The sequence below is a fragment of the Mycobacterium sp. genome, assembly GCF_035697385.1.
GTDB lineage: Bacteria > Actinomycetota > Actinomycetes > Mycobacteriales > Mycobacteriaceae > Mycobacterium.
The window spans coordinates 1-20,596 of the sequence record NZ_DASSCY010000316.1 but is presented as its reverse complement, the minus strand read 5'-3'; the positions used below and the strand labels follow the sequence as shown (position 1 = coordinate 20,596).

Annotated in this window: 21 protein-coding genes; 9 read left to right on the top strand and 12 right to left on the bottom strand. The window is 65.6% G+C overall.

Annotated features, from left to right (window positions below; translation table 11 throughout):
* Positions 1-402 (top strand): hypothetical protein (locus tag VFH65_RS26790; RefSeq protein ID WP_353325791.1); only part of this gene is annotated, 402 nt, incomplete at its 5' end.
* A 199-nt stretch (positions 403-601) separates the two neighbouring features.
* On the opposite strand, the gene VFH65_RS26785 is transcribed toward VFH65_RS26790, so the two are convergent.
* The 8 genes from VFH65_RS26785 to VFH65_RS26750 all read right to left on the bottom strand — a co-directional run bounded on the left by VFH65_RS26785 (position 602) and on the right by VFH65_RS26750 (position 8,950).
* Positions 602-1,468: a cyclopropane mycolic acid synthase family methyltransferase gene (locus VFH65_RS26785; RefSeq protein WP_353325793.1), complete on the bottom strand. Its 867-nt coding sequence runs from the start codon at positions 1,466-1,468 to the stop codon at positions 602-604.
* Positions 1,469-1,621: 153 nt separating this feature from the next.
* Positions 1,622-2,518, bottom strand: coding sequence for a cyclopropane mycolic acid synthase family methyltransferase (locus VFH65_RS26780; RefSeq protein WP_353325789.1), 897 nt, complete (start codon positions 2,516-2,518; stop codon positions 1,622-1,624).
* A gap of 128 nt (positions 2,519-2,646) precedes the next feature.
* On the bottom strand, positions 2,647-3,507 hold the full coding sequence (locus tag VFH65_RS26775) for a cyclopropane mycolic acid synthase family methyltransferase (RefSeq protein ID WP_353325787.1): 861 nt from the start codon (positions 3,505-3,507) through the stop codon (positions 2,647-2,649).
* A gap of 44 nt (positions 3,508-3,551) precedes the next feature.
* Entirely contained in the window at positions 3,552-4,430 is an 879-nt protein-coding gene (locus tag VFH65_RS26770) for a cyclopropane mycolic acid synthase family methyltransferase (protein WP_353325786.1), read from the bottom strand.
* A 135-nt stretch (positions 4,431-4,565) separates the two neighbouring features.
* Positions 4,566-5,498, bottom strand: coding sequence for an alpha/beta fold hydrolase (locus VFH65_RS26765; protein ID WP_353325784.1), 933 nt, complete (start codon positions 5,496-5,498; stop codon positions 4,566-4,568).
* A gap of 1 nt (position 5,499) precedes the next feature.
* Complete coding sequence (locus VFH65_RS26760) at positions 5,500-6,855, bottom strand: ABC1 kinase family protein (protein ID WP_353325783.1); 1,356 nt, start codon at positions 6,853-6,855, stop codon at positions 5,500-5,502.
* Positions 6,856-6,908: 53 nt separating this feature from the next.
* Positions 6,909-7,823, bottom strand: coding sequence for an alpha/beta fold hydrolase (locus tag VFH65_RS26755; protein ID WP_353325781.1), 915 nt, complete (start codon positions 7,821-7,823; stop codon positions 6,909-6,911).
* 41 nt (positions 7,824-7,864) lie between these two features.
* The gene (locus VFH65_RS26750) at positions 7,865-8,950 is read right to left on the bottom strand and encodes an aldo/keto reductase (RefSeq protein ID WP_353325779.1); all 1,086 of its coding nucleotides are present in this window, start codon (positions 8,948-8,950) and stop codon (positions 7,865-7,867) included.
* Positions 8,951-9,020: 70 nt separating this feature from the next.
* On the opposite strand from VFH65_RS26750, the gene VFH65_RS26745 reads away from it, so the two are divergent.
* The gene (locus VFH65_RS26745; RefSeq protein WP_353325777.1) at positions 9,021-9,941 is read left to right on the top strand and encodes an AraC family transcriptional regulator; all 921 of its coding nucleotides are present in this window, start codon (positions 9,021-9,023) and stop codon (positions 9,939-9,941) included.
* Here VFH65_RS26745 and VFH65_RS26740 read toward each other — a convergent pair.
* Both VFH65_RS26740 and VFH65_RS26735 read right to left on the bottom strand, forming a co-directional pair.
* Positions 9,898-10,512: a DinB family protein gene (locus VFH65_RS26740; protein ID WP_353325776.1), complete on the bottom strand. Its 615-nt coding sequence runs from the start codon at positions 10,510-10,512 to the stop codon at positions 9,898-9,900. The two genes, VFH65_RS26745 and VFH65_RS26740, sit on opposite strands and share 44 nt — an antisense overlap.
* 2 nt (positions 10,513-10,514) lie before the next feature.
* Entirely contained in the window at positions 10,515-11,063 is a 549-nt protein-coding gene (locus VFH65_RS26735; RefSeq protein ID WP_353325774.1) for a DinB family protein, read from the bottom strand.
* Positions 11,064-11,124: 61 nt separating this feature from the next.
* Between VFH65_RS26735 and VFH65_RS26730 the strand changes: the two genes are divergently transcribed.
* A complete protein-coding gene (locus VFH65_RS26730; protein ID WP_353325772.1) occupies positions 11,125-12,084 on the top strand; it encodes a helix-turn-helix transcriptional regulator in 960 nt (319 codons plus the stop codon).
* Here the strand turns inward: VFH65_RS26730 and VFH65_RS26725 are convergent.
* On the bottom strand, positions 12,074-12,631 hold the full coding sequence (locus tag VFH65_RS26725) for a hypothetical protein (RefSeq protein ID WP_353325771.1): 558 nt from the start codon (positions 12,629-12,631) through the stop codon (positions 12,074-12,076). The genes VFH65_RS26730 and VFH65_RS26725 overlap by 11 nt on opposite strands.
* A gap of 18 nt (positions 12,632-12,649) precedes the next feature.
* On the opposite strand from VFH65_RS26725, the gene VFH65_RS26720 reads away from it, so the two are divergent.
* Genes VFH65_RS26720 through VFH65_RS26705 form a run of 4 tightly spaced genes read left to right on the top strand, consistent with a single transcriptional unit; the run spans position 12,650 to position 19,097 of the window.
* Positions 12,650-13,417, top strand: a complete 768-nt coding sequence (locus VFH65_RS26720) for an endonuclease/exonuclease/phosphatase family protein (protein WP_353325769.1) — start codon at positions 12,650-12,652, stop codon at positions 13,415-13,417.
* Between the two features lie 18 nt (positions 13,418-13,435).
* Positions 13,436-17,650: an NEW3 domain-containing protein gene (locus VFH65_RS26715; protein ID WP_353325767.1), complete on the top strand. Its 4,215-nt coding sequence runs from the start codon at positions 13,436-13,438 to the stop codon at positions 17,648-17,650.
* Entirely contained in the window at positions 17,557-18,195 is a 639-nt protein-coding gene (locus VFH65_RS26710) for a DUF7158 domain-containing protein (protein ID WP_414688518.1), read from the top strand. Before VFH65_RS26715 ends, VFH65_RS26710 begins: the two co-directional genes overlap by 94 nt.
* The gene (locus VFH65_RS26705; RefSeq protein WP_353325763.1) at positions 18,195-19,097 is read left to right on the top strand and encodes an ROK family protein; all 903 of its coding nucleotides are present in this window, start codon (positions 18,195-18,197) and stop codon (positions 19,095-19,097) included. Before VFH65_RS26710 ends, VFH65_RS26705 begins: the two co-directional genes overlap by 1 nt.
* Here VFH65_RS26705 and VFH65_RS26700 read toward each other — a convergent pair.
* On the bottom strand, positions 18,998-19,258 hold the full coding sequence (locus VFH65_RS26700) for a winged helix-turn-helix transcriptional regulator (protein ID WP_353325762.1): 261 nt from the start codon (positions 19,256-19,258) through the stop codon (positions 18,998-19,000). The two genes, VFH65_RS26705 and VFH65_RS26700, sit on opposite strands and share 100 nt — an antisense overlap.
* Before the next feature lie 289 nt (positions 19,259-19,547).
* Between VFH65_RS26700 and rplJ the strand changes: the two genes are divergently transcribed.
* Positions 19,548-20,075, top strand: a complete 528-nt coding sequence (gene rplJ, locus VFH65_RS26695) for a 50S ribosomal protein L10 (RefSeq protein WP_353325760.1) — start codon at positions 19,548-19,550, stop codon at positions 20,073-20,075.
* 59 nt (positions 20,076-20,134) lie between these two features.
* Positions 20,135-20,527 carry a 50S ribosomal protein L7/L12 gene (gene rplL / locus VFH65_RS26690; protein ID WP_192692779.1) on the top strand — a complete coding sequence of 131 codons (393 nt, stop codon included), beginning with the start codon at positions 20,135-20,137 and terminating at the stop codon, positions 20,525-20,527.
* The last annotated feature ends 69 nt before the right edge of the window (positions 20,528-20,596 follow it).

Genomic DNA, 20,596 nt, shown 5'->3' with positions numbered 1-20,596 from the left:
ACACTCGCCGCCTCGGCGCCGATCGAGACCGAGGATGCGGCCACGCCGCTGGCCAAGTCGTCTGATACCGGCGAGGAGACGACGAAGGCACCGACCCTTGCGCTGGTGCGCGAGGCGGTCGAGTCTGAGGCCGAGGAGGAGACGACACCGGTGGACGGGCCGGCCGTGACCAAGCCGGAGGACGAAAAGAACACCGATCCCGCAGAGACCTCAGAGGTGACCGAGGACGACGGCACGCTGGACGACGAAACACCGGCCAAGGCTGACGACGAAAAGGACACCGAGGCCGGCGGCGAGAAGGATGAGAACGCCGACGACGAGAAGGCCGACGCCGACAAGGACGCGGACGACGACAAGAAGGCCGACAACCAGGACGCGGACAACGAGAAGGCTGCGGCCTAGGCACCGCTAAGCCGAGTCGAAAATTCGTAGCGTCCTGCCGCCCCGCCACATCCGCCACCGCATCCAACGGACCGCTATTTGCCCGCCCCGCAGCGACTTTCGAGCGACAGCCGCGTTGTCGCCGTGAGGCGGGCACTTCCTTAGTCGCCTAGCCGAGAGGTTCCTGTGGCTTCTGTGACGACTGAGCCTGCGCCCGACGCTATGCTGCGGCGCCCGGCTTCAGGTAAGTCACCAGGTGAACATCGATGTATTCGCCGGCGAACTTCTCGGCGCAGCCGCGCAGGTACTTCATGTAATTGTCGTAGACCTCTTCGGATTGGATCTCGATCGCCGCCGCCCTGTTGGCCTCTAGCGCGTCGCCCCACAAGGTCAGGGTCTTGACGTAGTGCGAGCGCAGCGACATCGGTTCATCGACAATGAAGCCGGCCGCCTCGCCGTGGTCCCTCATCATCTGTGCCATCGGGAGGCGAGCACCGGGAAAGATCTCGGTGACCATGAACTTGATGAACCGCAATACCGAGAAAGACAGGGGTATCCCGCGCGCCAGGAACTCCTCGGGGTGATAGCAGACGTTGCTCTGGATGGTCATCCGGCCGTCGTCGGGCATGATGGCGAAGCAGTTCTTGAAAAAGTCGTCGTAGCGCTCGAACCCGAAGTGCTCGAACGCCTCGATAGACAGAATGCGGTCGACAGGTTCGTCGAACTCCTCCCAACCGCGCAGCAGCACTCGCCGACTGCGATCGGTGTCGAGATCGTCGAGCAACCGCTGACTGGCTGCGTGCTGATTTCTGCTCAACGTCAATCCGACCACGTTGACGTCGTGCCGCTCGATTGCCCGCTTCATCGGCGCGCCCCAGCCACATCCGATGTCCAACAGGGTCATTCCCGGCTTCAAGTCCAGCCGGTCCAAGTGCAGGTCAACCTTCGCAAGCTGAGCCTCTTGCAGGGTCAGGTCTTCGGGCTCGAAGTACGCGCAGCTGTAGATGCGGCTGGGATCTTGGAACAACCCGAAGAAATCGTCGGAGAGGTCATAGTGCGCGTGGATATTCTTGAAGTTCTTGCGCATCTTCTCCGAGATGACTGCTCTGTCCGACACCTTGCCCCAACCCCCTGAGGTCCCACTTGTCCTGCGCCACAGCTAAGCAGATATCAAACCGAAAATCCCCCACACACGCGTACAGCCGGAGGTTTGCTGTGGAGTTTGGCGATGCCGGGCAAGCTACGCGGCCGCGCCCGGCTTGAGGTAGGTCACCAGGCTGACATCGATGCTCTCGTCGATGAAGTAGTACTGCGCGCCCGTCAGATACCGCATGTAGCGGTGGTAGTTCTCCTCATCGGTGGCGGCGATGGCCGCATCCTTGTTGGCTTCGAGCCTGCCTGCCCAGATGCCCAACGTCTTGATGTAGTGGTTACGCAGCGACATCACTTCCGGAACAACGAACCCGGCCTTTTCGCCGTGCTCGACCATCATCTTGGTGGTCGGGATCCGGCCGCCGGGGAAGATTTCGGTGATGATGAACTTCACGAAACGTGCCAGGTCAAAGGTCAGCTTCTTGCCGCGCTCGGCGAGGTCGTACGGGTGGAAGCCGACGCTGCTCTGGATGGTCATCCGGCCGTCGTCGGGCATGATGTCGAAGCAGGTCTTGAAGTAGTCGTCGTAGCGCTCGAAGCCGAAATGCTCGAAGGCCTCGATGGACACGATCCGGTCGACCGGGCTGTGGAATTGCTCCCAGCCCTCCAGCCGTACGTCAAAAGTGCGGTCGCTGTTGGCGTTCTTCAGCAGCTGGTTGCAGTACGCCTGCTGGTTCTTGCTCAGCGTCAGGCCGATGACGTTGACGTCGTACTTCTCCATCGCGCGTTGCAGCGTCAGGCCCCAGCCGCAGCCGACCTCGAGCAGCGTCATGCCGGGCTTGAGGTCGAGCCTGTCCAGGTGCTGGTCGACGTTGGCGACCTGTGCCTCGGACAACGTGACATCGGGCCCGGTGAAGTACGCGCAGCTGTACTTGCGTGTCGGGTCCTGGAACACGCCGAAGAAGTCGTCCGACAGGTCGTAGTGGGCCTGGATGTCCTCGAAGTGAGGCCGCATATCCTTCGTGCCGGTTGAGTTGTCAGACATGTTTCCCCTGGTTGGCCTTTCCTCGTGACGCCGTACGCGCACCCTAACTTGTTGCCGGCTCTTGACGGGCGAACTAGCGGTACACCCTAGCGTTTCGCCTGTCGTCGACTCCAATTTGCCTAGCTGCGCTACTTGGCCAGCGTGAACTGGTTGACGTCGATGTAGCGGTTCCTGAACATGTCCGCGCAGCCGGTCAGGTACTTCATATACCGCGCGTAGACATCTTCGGATTGGACGGCGATCGCCTCATCCCGGCGCGCCTGTAGCGCCTGGGCCCAGATGTCGAGCGTCCGCGCGTAGTGCATCTGCAGAGACTGGGTCCGGGTAACCGTCAAGCCGGCGTCGGCGGCCTGCGTCTGCACCGCTTCGATCGTCGGCAGGTGTCCGCCGGGAAAGATCTCCTTCGAAATGAAGCTGGCGAACCGCGCGGCATCCATCGTCAGCGGTATGGCTTGTTCCTTGAGTTCGGCCAGCGTCAGCCTGGTGATGGTGTGCAGGAGCATGACGCCGTCCTGCGGCAGCACCGCACCGGCCATCTCGAAGAAGCCCTCGTGGCGGTCGACGCCGAAGTGTTCGAAGGCGCCGATAGAGACGATGCGATCGACGGGCTCGTCGAACTGTTCCCAGCCCTGCAGCAGCACGCGCGTGGAGCGCGGGCCATCCATTCCGGCGAAAACCTTCTCCACGTGGGCTTTCTGGTTCTCGCTGAGCGTCAGCCCAATGACGTTGACGTCGTATTTCTCGACGGCCCGCTTCATCGTCGCGCCCCACCCGCAGCCGATGTCGAGCAGCGTCATCCCTGGTTGCAGGCCCAGCTTGCCCAGCGAAAGATCGATCTTGGCGAGCTGCGCCTCTTCCAGCGTCATGTCGTCGCGCTCGAAGTACGCGCAGCTGTAGGTCTGCGTCGCATCGAGGAACAACCGGTAGAAGTCGTCCGACAGGTCGTAGTGCGACTGCACGTCCTCGAAATGAGGAGTCAGGTCGGCCATCCGAGGCATGCTACGGCCCCGTCACTTGGGGATCCGCGTAACGTCTATTTGGCAAGCGTGAACTGGTTGACGTCGATGTATCCGTCGCGGAAGCCTTTCGCGCAGCCGGTGAGGTAGTGCATGTACCGGTCGTAGACCTCTTGGCTCTGCACGGCGATGGCCTCGTCCTTGTGCGCCTCGAGCGCTTCGGCCCAGGTGTCCAGCGTCCGCGCGTAATGCAGCTGCAGCGATTGGCGACGGGTCAGCGTGAACCCGGCCTTTTCGGAATGATCCGTGACCTTCTCGATCGACGGCAGCCGGCCGCCGGGGAAGATCTCGGTGAGGATGAACTTCACGAATCGCGCCACGTTGAACGTCAGCGGGATCTTGCGGTCAGCCATCTGAGGCAGCGTCAGCGCGGTGATGGTGTGCAGAAGCATGACACCGTCGTCTGGCAGCGCCTCGTGGGCCATTTTGAAGAAGTCGTCATAACGGTCGAATCCGAAATGCTCGAACGCGCCGATCGACACGATCCGGTCGACCGGTTCTTTGAACTGCTCCCAGCCCTGCAGCAGCACGCGCTTGGTACGTGCGCTGCCCTTTTCATCCAGTTCGGCGAAAAGCGTTTCGACATGGGCCTTTTGGTTCTCGCTGAGCGTGAGCCCGATGACGTTGACGTCGTATTTCTCGATTGCCCGCATCATCGTCGAACCCCACCCGCAGCCGATATCGAGCAGCGTCATTCCGGGCTGCAGCCCCAGCTTGCCCAGCGCCAGATCGATCTTGGCGAGCTGGGCCTCTTCCAGCGTCATGTCGTCGCGCTCGAAGTACGCGCAGCTATAGGTCTGGGTGGGATCAAGCCAGAGGCGGAAGAACTCGTCGGACAGGTCGTAGTGGGCCTGGACGTCCTCGAAATGAGGCTTCAAATCGCGCGTTGGGGCCATGAGGTTGTAGTGCCTTTCTTGCGTTTCAGAAGCATTGCCTGCGTCGTCGATGACGGCTGACAAGCGCTGATGCACTGGACCGAATGCTACGCGATCGGAACCTTCGCTAACCAATCGACGGCCCAGGGGCAGGGCCTACACAGCCTCAGCGAAGTTGGTCTTCAGCTCCCCGACGATGTCGTCCCACAGCGGTTCGGGCAGTTCATGGCCCATGCCGTCGAACAGCACCAACCTCGCACCTCCGATAGCGCGGGCGAGGGCCCGGCCGCCGGACGGCCGCATCAGCTTGTCGGCCTTCCCGTGGATCACCACCGTCGGCGCACAGATCTGCCGGTCGTAGCGCAGCAGGCTTCCGCTACCGAGGATCGCCGCGAAGTGCCTGGCGATGCCGGCGGGGTAGTAGGCGCGGTCGTAGCCCTCGATCGCCTCGGCGCGGATCCGATCCTCCGGCGCGGGGTATCCGGGGCTGCCGATGATTTTGCTGACCCGAACCGCGTTTTCGATGATGGCCTCTCGCGACGAGTCCTTCGGGCGCGCCAGGATGGCCGTCAACTGTTTGGGTCCCGGCGGCGGCAGTGCGGGCTGGTTGTTGCTGGAGAAGATCACCGCGAGGCTCTTGGTTCGGTTGGCGTGCGTGGCCGCGAAGACTTGGGCGATCATTCCGCCCATCGAGCCGCCGACGACGTGTGCCTTGTCGATGTGCAGATGGTCGAGCAGTGCCGCGGCGTCGTCGGCCATGTCTTCCAGCGTGTAGACCGCGGGGCTGCGAAGACCGAGGAACGAGCGCACCATCCGCGGGAGCAGCGGGGAGCCGGTGTGGTGGCCGGTGATCTTGGTGGACAGGCCAACGTCGCGGTTGTCGTAGCGGATGACGCGCAGGCCCTGATTGACCAGCTTCTCGCAGAAACCCTTGCGCCACAACAGAAGCTGCGCACCGAGGCCCATGATGAGTAAGACGGCGGGGTCGTTCGGGTCGCCCATGTCCTCGTAGTAGATTTGGACGTCGCCGGGCTCTGATTGAATGTCGCCGCCTACGCGGCTCCGGGCGGTGCCGGTACGGACCTGCAAGCTAGCTCTCCAGCTCGTCGGAGTGCTCACGGCTGACCTCGACCATGAAGTTGGCGAAGTAACCCGTCAGCTGCGGATCGGACATCATCTGCCACTTCGGGGCCAGCAGCTTCATGTAGCGCTCGACGTAGAGGAACTGCTTGCCGATCAGCACGAGTTCGCGCGGCAGCTTGACGTCGTAGGCCTCGGCCAAAACCGATAGCTGCTTACCGATTTCGGCATATGACATATCGCCAAGGGACGTCATGGTCAGCGGCGTGGCGAATTTCTCCAGATCCTTGGCGGCCTGCGCCTCGGGCTTGACGGTGCCGACGGCACCCATCATCACGACGATCTTGCCGGCCGTGGCGTGGTCCTTCTTCACCAGCAGCGCATAGACCAGTTCTCGTAGCAGCCACCGCGTCCGGGGATCGATGCGGCCCATGATGCCGAAGTCGAAGAAGACGATCTTGCCGTCCGGGTCGACGTACAAGTTGCCTGCGTGCAGGTCGCCGTGGAACAGGCCATGTCGCAACCCGCCCTCAAAGACGCTGAACAGCAAGGCTTTCACCAGTTCGGTGCCGTCGAAGCCGGCCTTACGGATGGCGGCGGCGTCGTCGATGCGGATGCCCTGCACCCGCTCCATCGTCAGCACCTTCTCGCTGGTCAGGTCCCAATAGACTTGCGGCACACGGATGTTGCGACCAAGCGGGGAAGCATGCATGTGCGAGACCCACGCGTCCATCGACTGCGCCTCGAGCCGGAAGTCGAGTTCCTCGGCGAGGTTGTCGGCGAAGTCGGCGACGACATCCTGTGCGGACAGCCGCCGGCCCAGCTTGGCCATCTCGACGAGTTGTGCACCGCGCTTGAGGATCTGCAGATCCGCGGCGACGCGGCGTCGGATTCCGGGCCGCTGGATCTTGACGACCACCTCCTCGCCGCTATGCAGGGTCGCGTAGTGCACCTGCGCGATCGATGCCGAAGCGAACGGCCTGTCCTCGAAGGTTTTGAACAGCTTGGAGGGATCGTCGCCGAGTTCGTCCTTGAACAGCTTGTGCACTTCGTCAGGATCGGCCGGTGGGACCGCGTCGAGCAGACCGCGGAACTCCCTCGACATCGACTCGCCGAACGCGCCCGGGCTGGATGCGATGATCTGGCCGAATTTGACGTAGGTGGGTCCCAGATCGGAGAACGTCTTCGGAATCTGCTTGATGATCTTTTGCTGTAACGAACCGCGGCCGGTGAGCTTGGTGACGACTCGCGCGCCGGTGCGGGTTATCTGCCAACCCGTTGCGCCGATGCGGGCGGCCTCGACCGGCAACGGCACCCGGTCCAGCTTGGCCACCTCGCGGTGCTTGGTCTTTGGCGTGGTACTCATGGTTTGCAGTGTCTCAAAGTCTGGGGTAATGCTCCGAATCCGTGTGGACCGGGTCACAGGCGCCCCGCCGCTATCGCGAAGTTCTCCGTCAGCGCCTCGACCACCGGACGCCACACCGGTTCGGGCAGGTCATGGCCCATTCCGTCGACGACGACATAGCGTGCGCCGTCGATGATGCGGGCCAGGTTGCGGCCGTTTCGCGGCCGAACCATCGGATCCTGCGAGCCGTGCACCACGACGGTCGGCGCGGTGATCTTCCGCGCGTATTTCAGCAGGCTGCCGGTACCGAGAATGGCGTCGAACTGCCGCAGCATGCCCTGCGGGTAGTCGCTGCGAGCGCGCAGCTCCTCCACGCGGCGGCGCAGGTCAGCGACGGGTGGCAGGAAGTTGGGGCCATTGATGATCGAGATGTTGCGAACCTCGGACGCCAACCGCTCTTCGGCAGGCGCATCTTTTGCCGGCGCGCCGAACGCCAGCTTGATCACCCGCCACCGCGGAAGCGCCGACAACGGCTTGCCCGAGCTCGACATGATGATGCCCAGCGACGCCACCCGGTCAGCGTGGCTGCCCGCCAGCACCTGCGCGATCATGCCGCCCATCGACGCACCGACCACGTGGGCGCGGTCGATGCCGAGGTGGTCAAGCAGGCCTTTGACGTCATCGGCCAGGTCGACAAGCGTGTACGGCACTGCGCTCGTCCTTCCGACCGCGTAGCGCAACACTCGCGGATAGACCGAGCCTTTGGCGCGTTGGCCACCCAACTTCGTCGACAGACCGGTGTCGCGGTGGTCGAAGCGGATCACCCGATAGCCCCGCTTGAGCAGCTGCGCGCAGAATCCGTCCGGCCACATCGGCAACTGCGCGCCGACGCCCATGATCAGCAGCACCGGTGGGTCACGCGGGTCGCCGAGGTCTTCGTAGAACAGGTCTACGGGACCGCAGTCAGCTCTGCCGCTTCGGGTCTGCATCTCTCCTGTCTACCGGGTCGACGAAGTCGAGGACGTGGTTGCTATGTCGTTGCTGCCCCGAATGGGTGGTGGTTGTCGAGCCGGTCGAAATATCCCGAGACGGAGAAGCGCCGCACATTCGGGCTGGCCAGGAACTCATGTGGGAAGCCCAGCGACGGCGCACTTACTTCGTCGAGCCGGCGCAGCTGCTCCGAATCCAATTGCAGCTCAATCGAATCCAGGTTCTGCCGCAATTGCTCGGGTCTGCGGGCGCCGAGAATGGGAATCACTACTCCTGGCCGCTGCAGGAGCCAGGCCAGCGCGACCTGAACGGGCGGCACGTCGAGTTCGCCCGCGATTGTGACGACTTCGTCGGCGATCTGCTCCGTCGTGTCGCCGCCGGGCTTTTCGAAGAACTCGAAGGCCGCATCCGCGAGGCGGTGGGTCTGCGCGCTGGCAGCGCCGCCACGGTACTTGCCGCTCAGGACGCCGCCCGCGAGTGGCGACCACGCCAAAACCGCGAGATCCAGGGACTGGGCCATCGGGAGCAGGTCGCGCTCCGGCGTGCGCTGGGCCAGGCTGTACTCCACCTGGATGGCGACGGGCTGTGTCCAACCGCGCGCCTCCGCCATCGCGGCGGCATAGGAGACCACCCATGCGGGCGTGTCCGAGAACGCGAAGTACAGCACCTTGCCCGCGGTGATCAGCTGATCGGCGCCGCGCAGGACCTCGTCGACGGGCGTGGTGGCGTCCCAGGTGTGCAGCCACAGCAGGTCGATGTAGTCGCATCGGAGGGCGCGCAGGCTGGCGTCCACCGATTGCCGCATGGACTTCAACGAGTTGCCGCTACGCGAGATGTCCTCGGTGTTGGACGACGTGTACTTCGTCGCCACCACGAAATGCTCCCGGTCGGCGGCCAGCAGATCGGAGAGCACCCGCTCGGAGGCGCCCTCCTGCCCGCCGACGTCGTCGCCGTAGATGTTGGCGGTGTCGATGAACGTGCCACCGGCCTCGGCGAACAGATCGAACATGGCCTTGGCGTCCTCAGGTGTCGCGCCCCAGCTCATGCCCCTGTCCGTGAACGTCATCGCGCCCAGCGCAACCTCGGACACCCGCAACCCGCTGCGGCCCAGCAGTTTGTATCTCATGCGGGCAAGCCAACCGGACGCTGCAAATTTGGCGAGTACATCTGTGCGCCATCGCAGTACATTCGTGCGTATGCCGAGCAGCCGGCTCTTTCTCTACGACGGCCTGACCGATCAGCCGGTGCGCCTGGCAACCGACGACACGATCGTCGTGTCCAGCGACGACGCCGGCTGGGACGGGATCGCCCTTGAGCGGCAATCGCTTCCACCAAACGAGCCGGACGGCTATATGCCGTGGCACCTGCTCAGCGTGCTGATCACCCCGCCGACGCGGTACGTCGACTTCACCGGCGGCCGGTCGCACACTGTGCCGCAACTGCGCGGTGACGTGGTGTACCGCCCGGCCGGTGTCGTCACACGCGCCGCCTGGGATGGCACCGTCGACACCATCAACGTTGCGCTGAGCCCGGAATCGGTCGACCGGGTGGCCGCCGAAATGCTCGACGGCGGCTCAGTCGAGTTGGCCGACAGCTACTTTGGCGCCGACAGCCGGGTTTTTCATCTCGCGCACGCCTTGCTGCACGGGCTCGAGTCGGGCGCGGCCACCGGCCTGTTCGTCGACTCCGTGCGCACCGCGTTGGCTGCCCATCTTGTGGGTGTCTACGGGCGCCTCGCGGCTCCCAGCAACGGCCCGGGCCTGACGAAGCCAGAGCTGCAACGGGTTCGCGACCTCGTCGAGGCGCGACTTTCCGAGCCACTGCGCCTGGCCGACCTGGCCGCCGCGGTGCCGATGAGCCCCTACCACTTCAGCCGCGCGTTCAAGTCGACGACCGGGATCACCGTGCACGAGTTCGTGCTGCGCCGCAGGGTCGAGGCCGCGAGGACGCTGCTGGAGCGGGGCGGCCTGCTGGTGGCGGAGGTGGCTCGGCGCACGGGTTTCACCGACGCCAGCCACCTTGCCCGCCACTTCCGGCGCCGGGTCGGGATGAGCCCGGCGCGCTACGCGAGGGTCAGCCGCCGCTCGTCGCGTCTTCGCGCGGCTTCCAGGGCTTGATCCAATCCGTCTCGGGCCAACCCTCCACACCGGCCATCAGCTCGTACATCGTTGCACCGTCGACAGATTCGCGAATGATGTCGGCGTGCCCGGCATGGCGCGTCAGCTCCTCGATGAGGTGCAGCCCGACCCAGCGCACCGACCACTGGTCGATGTCCTGTGGGAACCATGGCACGTCGTGCGGCACCGGCACCGGTGTGTCGAGATCGGCTTCGGCGAAAACCCGCAGAGTCTCGGCGTTCTGCTTTTTCAGTATGTCGAGCAACTGATCAAGCGTTTCGTCGTCACGCATCACGTACTGGTCGGCGTACTCGGCCATGATCTCGTTCATAGGGCGCTCGTCCTGCGGAGGAAAATCCGGCGCAAACTGCACCCGCTCCACCCAACCCTTCTGAACATTGGCGGCGTGCTTGATGAGTCCGCCGACGGACAGTGTGCTCACAGACGGGGTGGACCGCGCCTGGTCGTCGGTAAGGCCATAGGCCACCGCAAAGAACGCGTTCTGGTTGAACCGGAGGAACTCGACCAAGGACTGCTGCTCGCCCGAGACGGGTAGCGGCGTTCCGACCATGGTTAATTGCCCTTCTGTTGGTTGGTGTGCGCGTAAAGATCTCGGATGCAAGCGATTTCGGCGCCGTGGTGGATGACCTCCCGATTGATGTGCAGGATCAGCGCGATGAAAGGGTAGTCGGCATACGGACCTTCGGCCGGACCGCATGGCCGCGCCAAGTCATCTTCGGACAAGCTCCGCACACCGTCGAGCCATTTTGCATATTCGTCGTCGAGCTGGCGCAGCGCGGTCGCGGCGTCGGTTGCGTACTTCCAAGTCTGGTAGCTGGCTTGCGGTCTGCGGAAATGGGAATGGCTGCGCATGGCGAACACGCCGACGATGACGTGCGCCAGGCGCCACGCGATCGTGGTGAACGGTGCGGGCTGCGGCTCCGGATAGGCGAAATCGATACCGCCGTCCGGATGCACCGTCCAGCAGTCCGGCACCGGCTGCCAGAAATACTCGTCGTCGGTGAGGCCGTCGAGTCGTGGCCTCAGCTGGTGTGTCCAGTGCCAGTCGAGCTGGTCGGCGAGCTGGCTGATCAGGCTGTATTGCGTGGTCTTCGGGCTCATGCGACTAGCCTGACACCTGCATAGGACAGTTTCGGTCCTATAAGCGCGGCAAGGTGATCGCATGGCGGAAACGACGAGTCGGGTATTGCAGCTTCTCGGGTTGCTGCAGTCCCGGAGGGTGTGGACGGGCGAGGAGCTCGCCGAGCGGCTCGGCGTGACGGGTCGCAGTGTGCGCCGCGACGTGGAACGGCTGCGCGACCTCGGCTATCCGGTGCAGGCCAGCAAGGGCCACGGCGGCGGGTATCAACTCGGCGCAGGCGCGGCGTTGCCGCCATTGCTGCTCGATCCCGACGAAGCGGTGGCGATGGCGGTCTGCCTGCGGCTGGCCGCCGGTGGCAGCGTGGCCGGCGTGGGGGAGTCGGCGCTGCGCGCGCTGAGCAAACTGGACCAGGTCATGCCGGCTCGGCTGCGTTCGCAGGTATCGGCCGTGCACGACGCGACGGTGACGCTGCCGTCGAACTACTCCGATTCGCCCGTGGAGCCCGACGTTCTGATGACGCTGGCCCGTGCTTGTCGCGACCATGAACACGTCAACGCCGGCTACGTCGACCGCGACGGCAACAGCACCGAGCGGCGGCTCGAGCCCTACCAGCTGGTGACGACGGGCAGGCGCTGGTACCTGCTGGCTTACGACCGCGACCGCCAGGACTGGCGCAGCCTCCGGCTGGATCGGATGGCCGATGTGCGCGCGCTCGGCAGCACGTTCGTCGTCCGCGATTCGCCCGACGCGGCCAGCTACATCCGGCGATCGATCAGCGCATCCCCGTACCGCTACGTGGCGCGAGTCCGATTCCACGCACCCGAACACGTTGTGGCACAGCATTTCTCATCGGCCTCGGTGACAATCGAGCCGGACGGACCGCAAGCCTGCATCCTCACCGCAGGTGCCGATGACCCTGAACGAATGGTGTTCTACTTCGCGCTGCCGGGTTGCGAGTTCGAAGTTCTCGAACCACCCGAGGTGGCGCGTGCGGTCGGTGCCGTCGCCGAGCGGATCGCCCGCGCAGCCGTCAGACGGTGATGCCCAGCCGGTCAGTGAGAAACAGGAATGCCACCGCGAAAGGGTTGTCGGCCGTCTGCGCCCGAACCTGGTCCCAGTCCACCTGCTCGCGGACCGCGCGCACGGCGGGAAGCAGGGCCGAGAAGTCGCAGTGGTGTTCGTTCAGGGAGGTCAGCTTCTCGGTGATGACGTGTGTGGGCGAAAGTACACGCATCCGGATGGCCAGCACATCGAGTTCCTCGGCGGAGGCAATCGCCTGCGCATCTATCGGTTTTCCATTGAGCTGGTGCAGCACGTCGATGACGAAATCATCTCCGACACACGCCTTGAACAGCCAGTCTTCCGGGGTGCGCTCGATGCTGAACCCGGCTTTCTCCAGCGTAAGGGCCGCGGCTTCGGTATCCGGTTCGGCGACCACGAAATCGACGTCGTGCACGGGTTCGGGCCCGCCGTACACCCACAGCGCATAACTGCCGGCCAGTGCGAACTCAGGTCCATGCGCCTTGAGCGCGGAGGCAGCGCGTTTGAGCGCGTCGCGAAGGTCGTCATTGCGTGGCGGGGTAGTCATCGTGGGTACTAAGTACCCATGCGGATGGCCACCTTCAACATTCTGCACGGACGCAGTGTTCACGACGGCAGCGTTGAGCTGGATCGACTGGTCAATTCCATCAAGCAAATCGATGCCGATGTGCTCGCGCTTCAGGAAGTCGACTGCGATCAACCCCGATCCGGTATGACCGACCTGACCGCGGTCGCCGCGGAGACGATGGGTGCGGTCAGCCACCGATTCGTCGCGGCGATTTCCGGCACGCCAGGGGCGACGTGGATGGCGGCCACCGGTGACGAGCAGCCTGGTACCGCCGCATACGGCATCGCCCTGCTGTCGCGGTATCCGGCCGACAGCTGGCAGGTCGTGAGGCTGCCTCGGATCCCGATGAGGTTTCCGATGTACCTGCCGGGACCGAAGAGAGTTTTGGTTGTGCACGAAGAGCCGCGCGCGGCGATGATCGCCCACCTCGACACGCCGCTGGGGCCGCTGACCGTCGCGAACACTCACCTGTCGTTCGTGCCCGGCTGGAACCGGATGCAACTTCGCAGCCTCGCTCGTGACCTCCGGGGCTTTCCCGGCCCGCGGGTGCTCATGGGCGACCTCAACATGACTCCACCAACGCCTGGCCGCTGGACAGGACTGCGATCTCTCGGCGCAGCGGCGACATTCCCGGCCGACGAACCATGCAATCAGCTCGACCACATCCTCACCGACGACCGTGCCCTGCGCGTTGACGAATGCAACGCGCCATGGCTGCCGGTCTCGGATCACCGCGCGTTGGTTGTCGACGTTTCGCGCGTCTGACGCCGTAGTCTTCTGGGCGTGCACGTCATCTCCGCGGAGTCGACGGAGCTCTTCGTCGGACCGCCGGACTCACCGCTGCAGCTGGTGCGGGTCACCTACACCGGCGATGCAGCCGAGGTCTCGGTCGACGGTGACGGCCTGACCACGCCGTCGCCGGCGGTCGGCGCTGCCGGGACCGTCGAGGTGCCAGTGGCCGTCGACCGTCCGACCGTCGGCGAACAGCGCCCCGCACGGGTGCGCGTCGGTGACAACGCGACGCCGTTCGTGTTCACCGTCGCCGAACCGGGCTGGACGATGTACATGATCAGCCACTTCCACTACGACCCGGTGTGGTGGAACACCCAAGCGGCCTACACCAGCGCATGGAGCGAGGACCCGCCAGGACGGTGCCGGCAGACCAACGGCTTCGACCTGGTCAGCGCTCATCTGGAGATGGCGCGTCGCGAGCCCGAGTACAAGTTCGTGCTGGCCGAAGTGGACTACCTCAAGCCGTACTGGGACACCCATCCCGAGGACCGCGCCGATCTGCGCCGGTTCATCGCCGACGGCCGGATCGAGGTGATGGGCGGCGCGTACAACGAACCGAACACGAACTTGACGAGCCCCGAGACGACCATCCGAAACTTCGTGGCTGGCATGGGCTTTCAACGCGATGTGCTCGGCGCCGAGCCGGCCACCGCGTGGCAGCTCGACGCCTTCGGGCACGATCCACAGTTCCCCGGCATGGCCGCCGACGCCGGGCTGACGTCCAGCTCATGGGCGCGAGGCCCGCACCACCAGTGGGGCCCGATGCAGAACCAGGGCGATCCGCAACGCATGCAGTTTTCCAGCGAGTTCGAATGGATCGCCCCGTCTGGCCGTGGCCTGCTGACCCACTACATGCCCGCGCACTATTCGGCGGGGTGGTGGATGGACTCGTCGGCGACGCTCACCGAGGCCGAGACCGCGACATATGAGTTGTTCGCGACGCTGAAGAAAGTCGCTTTGACGCGCAACGTGCTTCTGCCGGTCGGCACCGACTACACGCCGCCGAACAAGTGGGTCACCGAAATTCACCGCGACTGGAATGCGCGCTACACGTGGCCGAAGTTCGTGTGTGCGTTGCCGCGCGAGTTCTTCGCCGCGGTGCGCGCAGAACTCGCCGCGCGCGGGGTCGAAGCCTCGCCGCAGACGCGCGACATGAACCCGATCTACACCGGTAAGGACGTGTCCTACATCGACACCAAGCAGGCCAACAGGGCCGCTGAGGACGCGGTGCTCGACGCCGAACGGTTCGCCGTCTTCGCCGGCCTGCTCGGCGGTGCCACATATCCACAGGCAGCCCTGGCCAAGGCGTGGGTGCAACTGGCATACGGCGCACACCACGACGCGATCACCGGCTCGGAATCCGACCAGGTGTACCTCGACCTGCTGACCGGCTGGCGCGACGCGTGGGACCTCGGCCGCACAGCTCGCGACAACGCGCTCGCACTGCTGTCCAGTGCGGTCGACGCTCCCGTCGTGGTGTGGAATGCGTTGGCGCACAAGCGTACTGACATCGTGACCGCTCGGCTTGATCGACCAGTCACCGCCGGAGTTCGGGTGGTCGACTCCGACGGTGCCGAGCTGCCCGCCCACGTCGAGCATGGCGGACGGTCGGTGAGCTGGCTGGCCTCCGACGTGCCGTCGCTGGGCTGGCAGTCGTACCGGCTCCTGCCCGCTGATGACGCCACGAGTTGGGAAACGTTGGACGGCAACGCTATTGCCAACGACCATTACTCGCTTCGGGTGGAACCCGCGCGTGGCGGCGCGGTGAGTTCGCTGATCGAGACCGCGTCCGGCCGCGAATTGATCGCCGACGGCAAGGTCGGCAACGAGCTGGCCGTCTACGACGAGTATCCGGCACATCCTGAGGCCGGCGAGGGCCCTTGGCACCTGCTGCCCAAGGGGCCGGTCGTCTGTTCGTCGGCAGGCGTCGCACAGGTGCAGGCGTTCCGCGGCCCGCTCGGCGAGCGGGTCGTCATCCGGGGTCGCATTCCAGATCTGTTGCGCTACACCCAAACCGTGACATTGTGGCGCGGAGTGGCCCGTGTTGACTGCCGGACCACCGTCGACGAATTCACCGGCACCGACCGCCTGCTGCGCCTGCGATGGCCGTGCCCCGTGCCTGGCGCACTTCCGGTGAGCGAGGTCGGCGACGCGGTGATCGGGCGCGGATTTGGGTTGATGCACAACTCAGGAGCCGGTCCGTCGGCGACATCGGGCCACGCGGCCGAGTCGGCCGTCGACGCCGCGCACCATCCGTGGACCCTGGACAACCCCGCGTACGGCTGGTTCGGGTTGTCCTCGGCGGCCAGGGTGCGAGTGGGCGACGGAGTGCGGGCGGTGTCGGTTGCCGAAGTGGTGTCTCCCACCGAGTCGGTGTCGGCGTCGCTGGCCCGTGGGCTCATGGTCGCCCTCGCGCGCGCCGGTGTCACCGCCACCTGCAGCAGCGCGGATAAGCCGCGCTACGGCGACCTCACCGTCGATTCCAACTTGCCCGACGCGCGCATCGCGTTGGGCGGCCCCGACGAAAACGCCTTCACCGCAGCGGTACTGGCCGAGGCTGACCCCGCATACACCGAGGAACTCAAGCGGCAGCTGTACTCCACCGGCGTCGCGCGAGTATGGGTGCCGTCGACCGCAGCGCTGGCCGACGAATGGGTGCCCGGCGCGGACCTGCGCGGCGTGCGGGCGTTGCCAGTGCTGGTGATCGCGGGAGCGTCGCTGGACTCCGCCGTCGCCTCCGTCGTCACGGACCTCGCCGACTCCGAGATCGTCGTGGAACAGACGGTGCCTTCCGAGCTGGAGCCCTTCGAGTCGTTCACCGTCGCGGTGCTCAACCGCGGGATGCCGGGCTTCGCCGTCGATTCCGACGGCACGCTGCACACCTCACTCATGCGCTCGTGCACGGGCTGGCCGTCCGGCACCTGGATCGACCCGCCGAGGCGCACGGCTCCCGACGGCTCCAACTTCCAGCTGCAGCACTGGACTCACACGTTTGACTACGCACTGGTCTCCGGTGCCGGTGATTGGCGAGACGTTGGCGTCCCGGCCCTCAGTGCCGAGTTTTCGCGACCGCTGCACGCTGTCAGCGAAAACACCAGGGCTGCGGGTGGATTGCCCGCATGGGGATCGCTTCTGGAAATCGAGCCTGCCGGTGCGGTGGCTCTTGGCGCGCTGAAGTCGGCAGGCAATGCGTTGGCCTGCGGCAGCGGCCAGCCCACCCACCCGTCGGATGGCGTTACGCTTCGCCTGGTCGAAACACGTGGCGCCGCAACTGATGTCGTCGTGCGAAGCGGGCTGCGCCGGGTATCGTCGGCGGCCCGCGTCGATCTGCTCGAGCAGCCGCGGATTCACCAAGTAGGGTCAGACGGGCTGCGCCTGCACGGTTACGAGATCGCCACCGTACTGACGCGGTTCAACCTGCCCCAGGTGCTCGAGGCCGATCACACGGTGCTTGCTCCCGATGCCGAAGCCGCGCAACCTCTCTACGCGAGGTATTGGTTGCACAACCGTGGCCCCGCCCCGCTCGGTGGCCTGCCTGCCGTCGCCTACCTGCACCCGCAGCACGTCGATGCGACGCCGAATTCCCAAGTGCTGCTGCGTCTCACCGCGGCCAGCGACTGCAGCGACGCCGTTCTGCACGGGCGGGTGCAACTGCTGTGCCCTGACGGCTGGGCGGCCGACCCGGACGAGCTGCCGTATATGCTGCCGCCCGGCGAGCACCTGGAGACCGAAGTCGTGCTGACCGTCCCGCCGTCGGTACCGCCCGGGTTGTATCCGGTTCGCGCCGAACTCGCCGTCACCGGTGGAGACACCGCGGCGATACCGCCAGCCTGGCGCCAAGTCGTGGAGGACGTCTGCGTGGTGTCGGTCGAAGCACCGGAAGAACACGACGTGCTGCGACTGGTCAGCGGACCCGACCCGGTCGACGTCAACGCCGGCGCGTCCGCACGACTGGCGGTCACCGTCGGCACCGACGCTCACGCGGACCTGGCTGTCGAGGCGCACCTCATCAGCCCGTGGGGCACCTGGGAGTGGATGGGCCCGAGCGCTTTTGGAGCGGAGCTGCCCGGCCGCGGAACGAGAGAGCTGAGCTTCAACGTGTCGCCGCCGGTGTGGGTGGAGCCCGGCGAATGGTGGGCGCTGATTCGCGTCGCGGCCGCCGGGCAGCTGATCTATTCGCCCGCGGTGAAGGTGACGGTGCGATGAGCGTTGCGGCGATGGTTGGCGGCGTCCCGGTGTCGGTGGACGAGGTCGACGCCCGTGAGCAGCGCCTGCGTGATTCGGCAGTGGCCTCATCGCTGCCCCGGCCGGGAACCAGTGAGGGGCGGCAGCTGCGCCGCTGGCTGACTCAGCTGTTGGTGACCGAACGTGTGGTGGCGACGGAGGCGGCCTCGCGTGGGCTCGGCGCCGACGGTGCACCCTCCGAGGAGGAACTGCTGCCGGACATGACGGCTCGGTTGGAGATCGGCAGCATCACAGCCGCCGCGCTGAATCAGCCACTCGGCCGTGCATTGTTCGTCGACATCACGGGCACGGTCGACGTGACCGATGAGGATGTCGCCGCGTACCGAGCCCGCAACCCACTGCGATTCGCCACCACGACGGAAGTTGCAGGGCACCTGCGGAGCGCCGCACAACGCCGCGCGTTCCGGCTGTGGCTGGACGCAAGGCGTGCCGAGCTCGTCGAACTTGCGCCCGGCTACGAACATCCCGGCGATCCACGCCAACCCGACAACACCCATAGGCATTGATGGACGTCGCACTTGCACTAGACATCGGCGGCACGAAGATCGCCGCCGGCCTCGTCGACGCCGAAGGGACGTTGGTTCATCAAGCCAAGTTGCCAACGCCAGAGGGCGACGGCGAAGCGGTGTGGGCGGTGGCCGACACGCTCATCACCGAGGCCCTCGCCGCGGCCGGTGGTCGGGTCCGAGGCGTTGGCGTCGCCTCCGCGGGGCCGATCAACCTGCCGACAGGAACCGTCAGCCCCATCAATATCACTGCGTGGCAAGACTTTCCGATCGTCGATCGAGTTTCCGAAGTGGCGGGCGCGCCGGTCCGGTTGGGCGGCGACGGGTTGTGCATGGCGCTCGGCGAGCGGTGGCGGGGCGCTGGGCGCGGCGCGGAGTTTCTGCTCGGCATGGTGGTGTCGACCGGCGTCGGCGGCGGGCTGGTGCTCGACGGCGCCCCGTACGACGGACGCACGGGAAACGCCGGGCACGTCGGCCACGTCGTCGTCGATCCCGACGGCGGGCTGTGCACGTGCGGGGGCCACGGCTGCGTCGAGACCGTCGCAGCGGGCCCGCGGATGGCCCAGTGGGCACGCGACAACGGCTGGGATGCACCGCCAGAAGCCGACGCCAAAGAACTGGCCGACGCGGCCTATACGGGGCACCCGGTGGCGCTGCGAGCGTTCTATCGCGGCGGCATGGCGGTGGCCGCAATGATCGCGTCCGTTGGGGCGGTCTGTGACCTGGACGTCGTTGTCGTCGGCGGCGGCGTGGCCAAGGCAGGCAGGCTGCTGTTCGACCCGCTGCGCCACGGGCTGGAGACCTATGCGGGGCTGGACTTCCTGCGCGGCCTGCGGGTGTTGCCGGCGGAGCTCGGTGGCGACGCCGGCCTGGTCGGGGCGGCGGCTCTGCTGGACGCTTGAGAAGGCCTGCGCTGCATGTGCTTTCGTCCCCAATCGCACAGACTTTGCGGCACCGGCGCCAGCGTCAAGCCGTAGTCGGAGATCGAGTAGTGCACGCATGATGGCACGGTGCCGCGCTGGGACCGCTTGCAATGGCTGCGGATCGTCGTGCTCGTCGTCATGTTCGTTCTTTGGTGATTTCGGCGTGCTGAGTCACGCTCAGCGCGACCAACGACGCCGAAATCACACGCGTTTTGGCTGATCGGGGGGCGGCACGCTAAACTTGGCCAGTTCCACCGAAGACCGTCGGTCACCGAGAAATCGGTTGAAGGTCCCGGGATTACCGGGCGGCCCACGCAGGAGGACGAGGCTACTGCTTATGCGCGCCCCGACCTTTCTGCGTCGGGGCGTTCGTCATTCTCGGGGCGGTTTCGGGGGAGCACCCGAAACACCAACCACGAGGAGGCATGCATGGCCAAGGCTGAAAAGGCCACCGCGGTTGCCGACATCGCCGAGCAGTTCAAGGAGGCGACGGCGACGCTCGTCACCGAATACCGCGGGCTGACCGTCGCCAACCTCAAAGACCTGCGCCGATCACTCGGTGATTCCGCTACCTACACGGTCGCCAAGAACACGCTGGTCAAGCGTGCCGCGGCGGAAGCGGGCATCGAGGGTCTCGACGAGCTGTTCGTCGGACCGACCGCGATCGCGTTCGTCAAGGGAGAGGCCGTCGACGCCGCCAAGGCGATCAAGACCTTCGCCAAGGACAACAAGGCGCTGGTCATCAAGGGCGGCTATATGGACGGCCGGCCGCTGAGCGTGGCCGAGGTCGAGCAGATCGCCGACCTGGAGTCGCGCGAGGTGCTGCTGGCCAAGCTGGCCGGTGCGATGAAGGCCAACCTGTCCAAGGCCGCGGGCCTGTTCAACGCACCCGCGTCGCAGGTCGCCAGGCTCGCAGCTGCGCTGCAAGAGAAGAAGGCCAGCGAGGAAGCTGCATAGAGGCGTCCTTAAATCACAACCCCCAATAGCCCAGAAGAAATCACCGAAAGGACCACACCATGGCCAAGCTGTCCACCGACGACCTGCTCGACGCGTTCAAGGAACTGACGCTGCTCGAGCTCTCTGAGTTCGTCAAGAAGTTCGAGGAGACCTTCGAGGTCACCGCCGCCGCTCCGGTCGCCGTCGCGGCTGCAGGTCCCGCCGCCGGCGGTGCACCCGCCGAGGCCGCCGAGGAGCAGTCGGAGTTCGACGTCATCCTCGAGGGCGCCGGCGAGAAGAAGATCGGCGTCATCAAGGTCGTCCGCGAGATCGTCTCCGGCCTTGGCCTCAAGGAGGCCAAGGACCTCGTCGACAGCGCCCCCAAGCCGCTGCTCGAGAAGGTCGCCAAGGAGGCCGCCGAGGAAGCCAAGACCAAGCTCGAGGCTGCAGGCGCGACGGTCACCGTCAAGTAGCGTCGATCAGCGTCGGCTTCGCCGACAAACAACCACTGTGGGGTCGGCCCGGTAACGGGCCGACCCCAC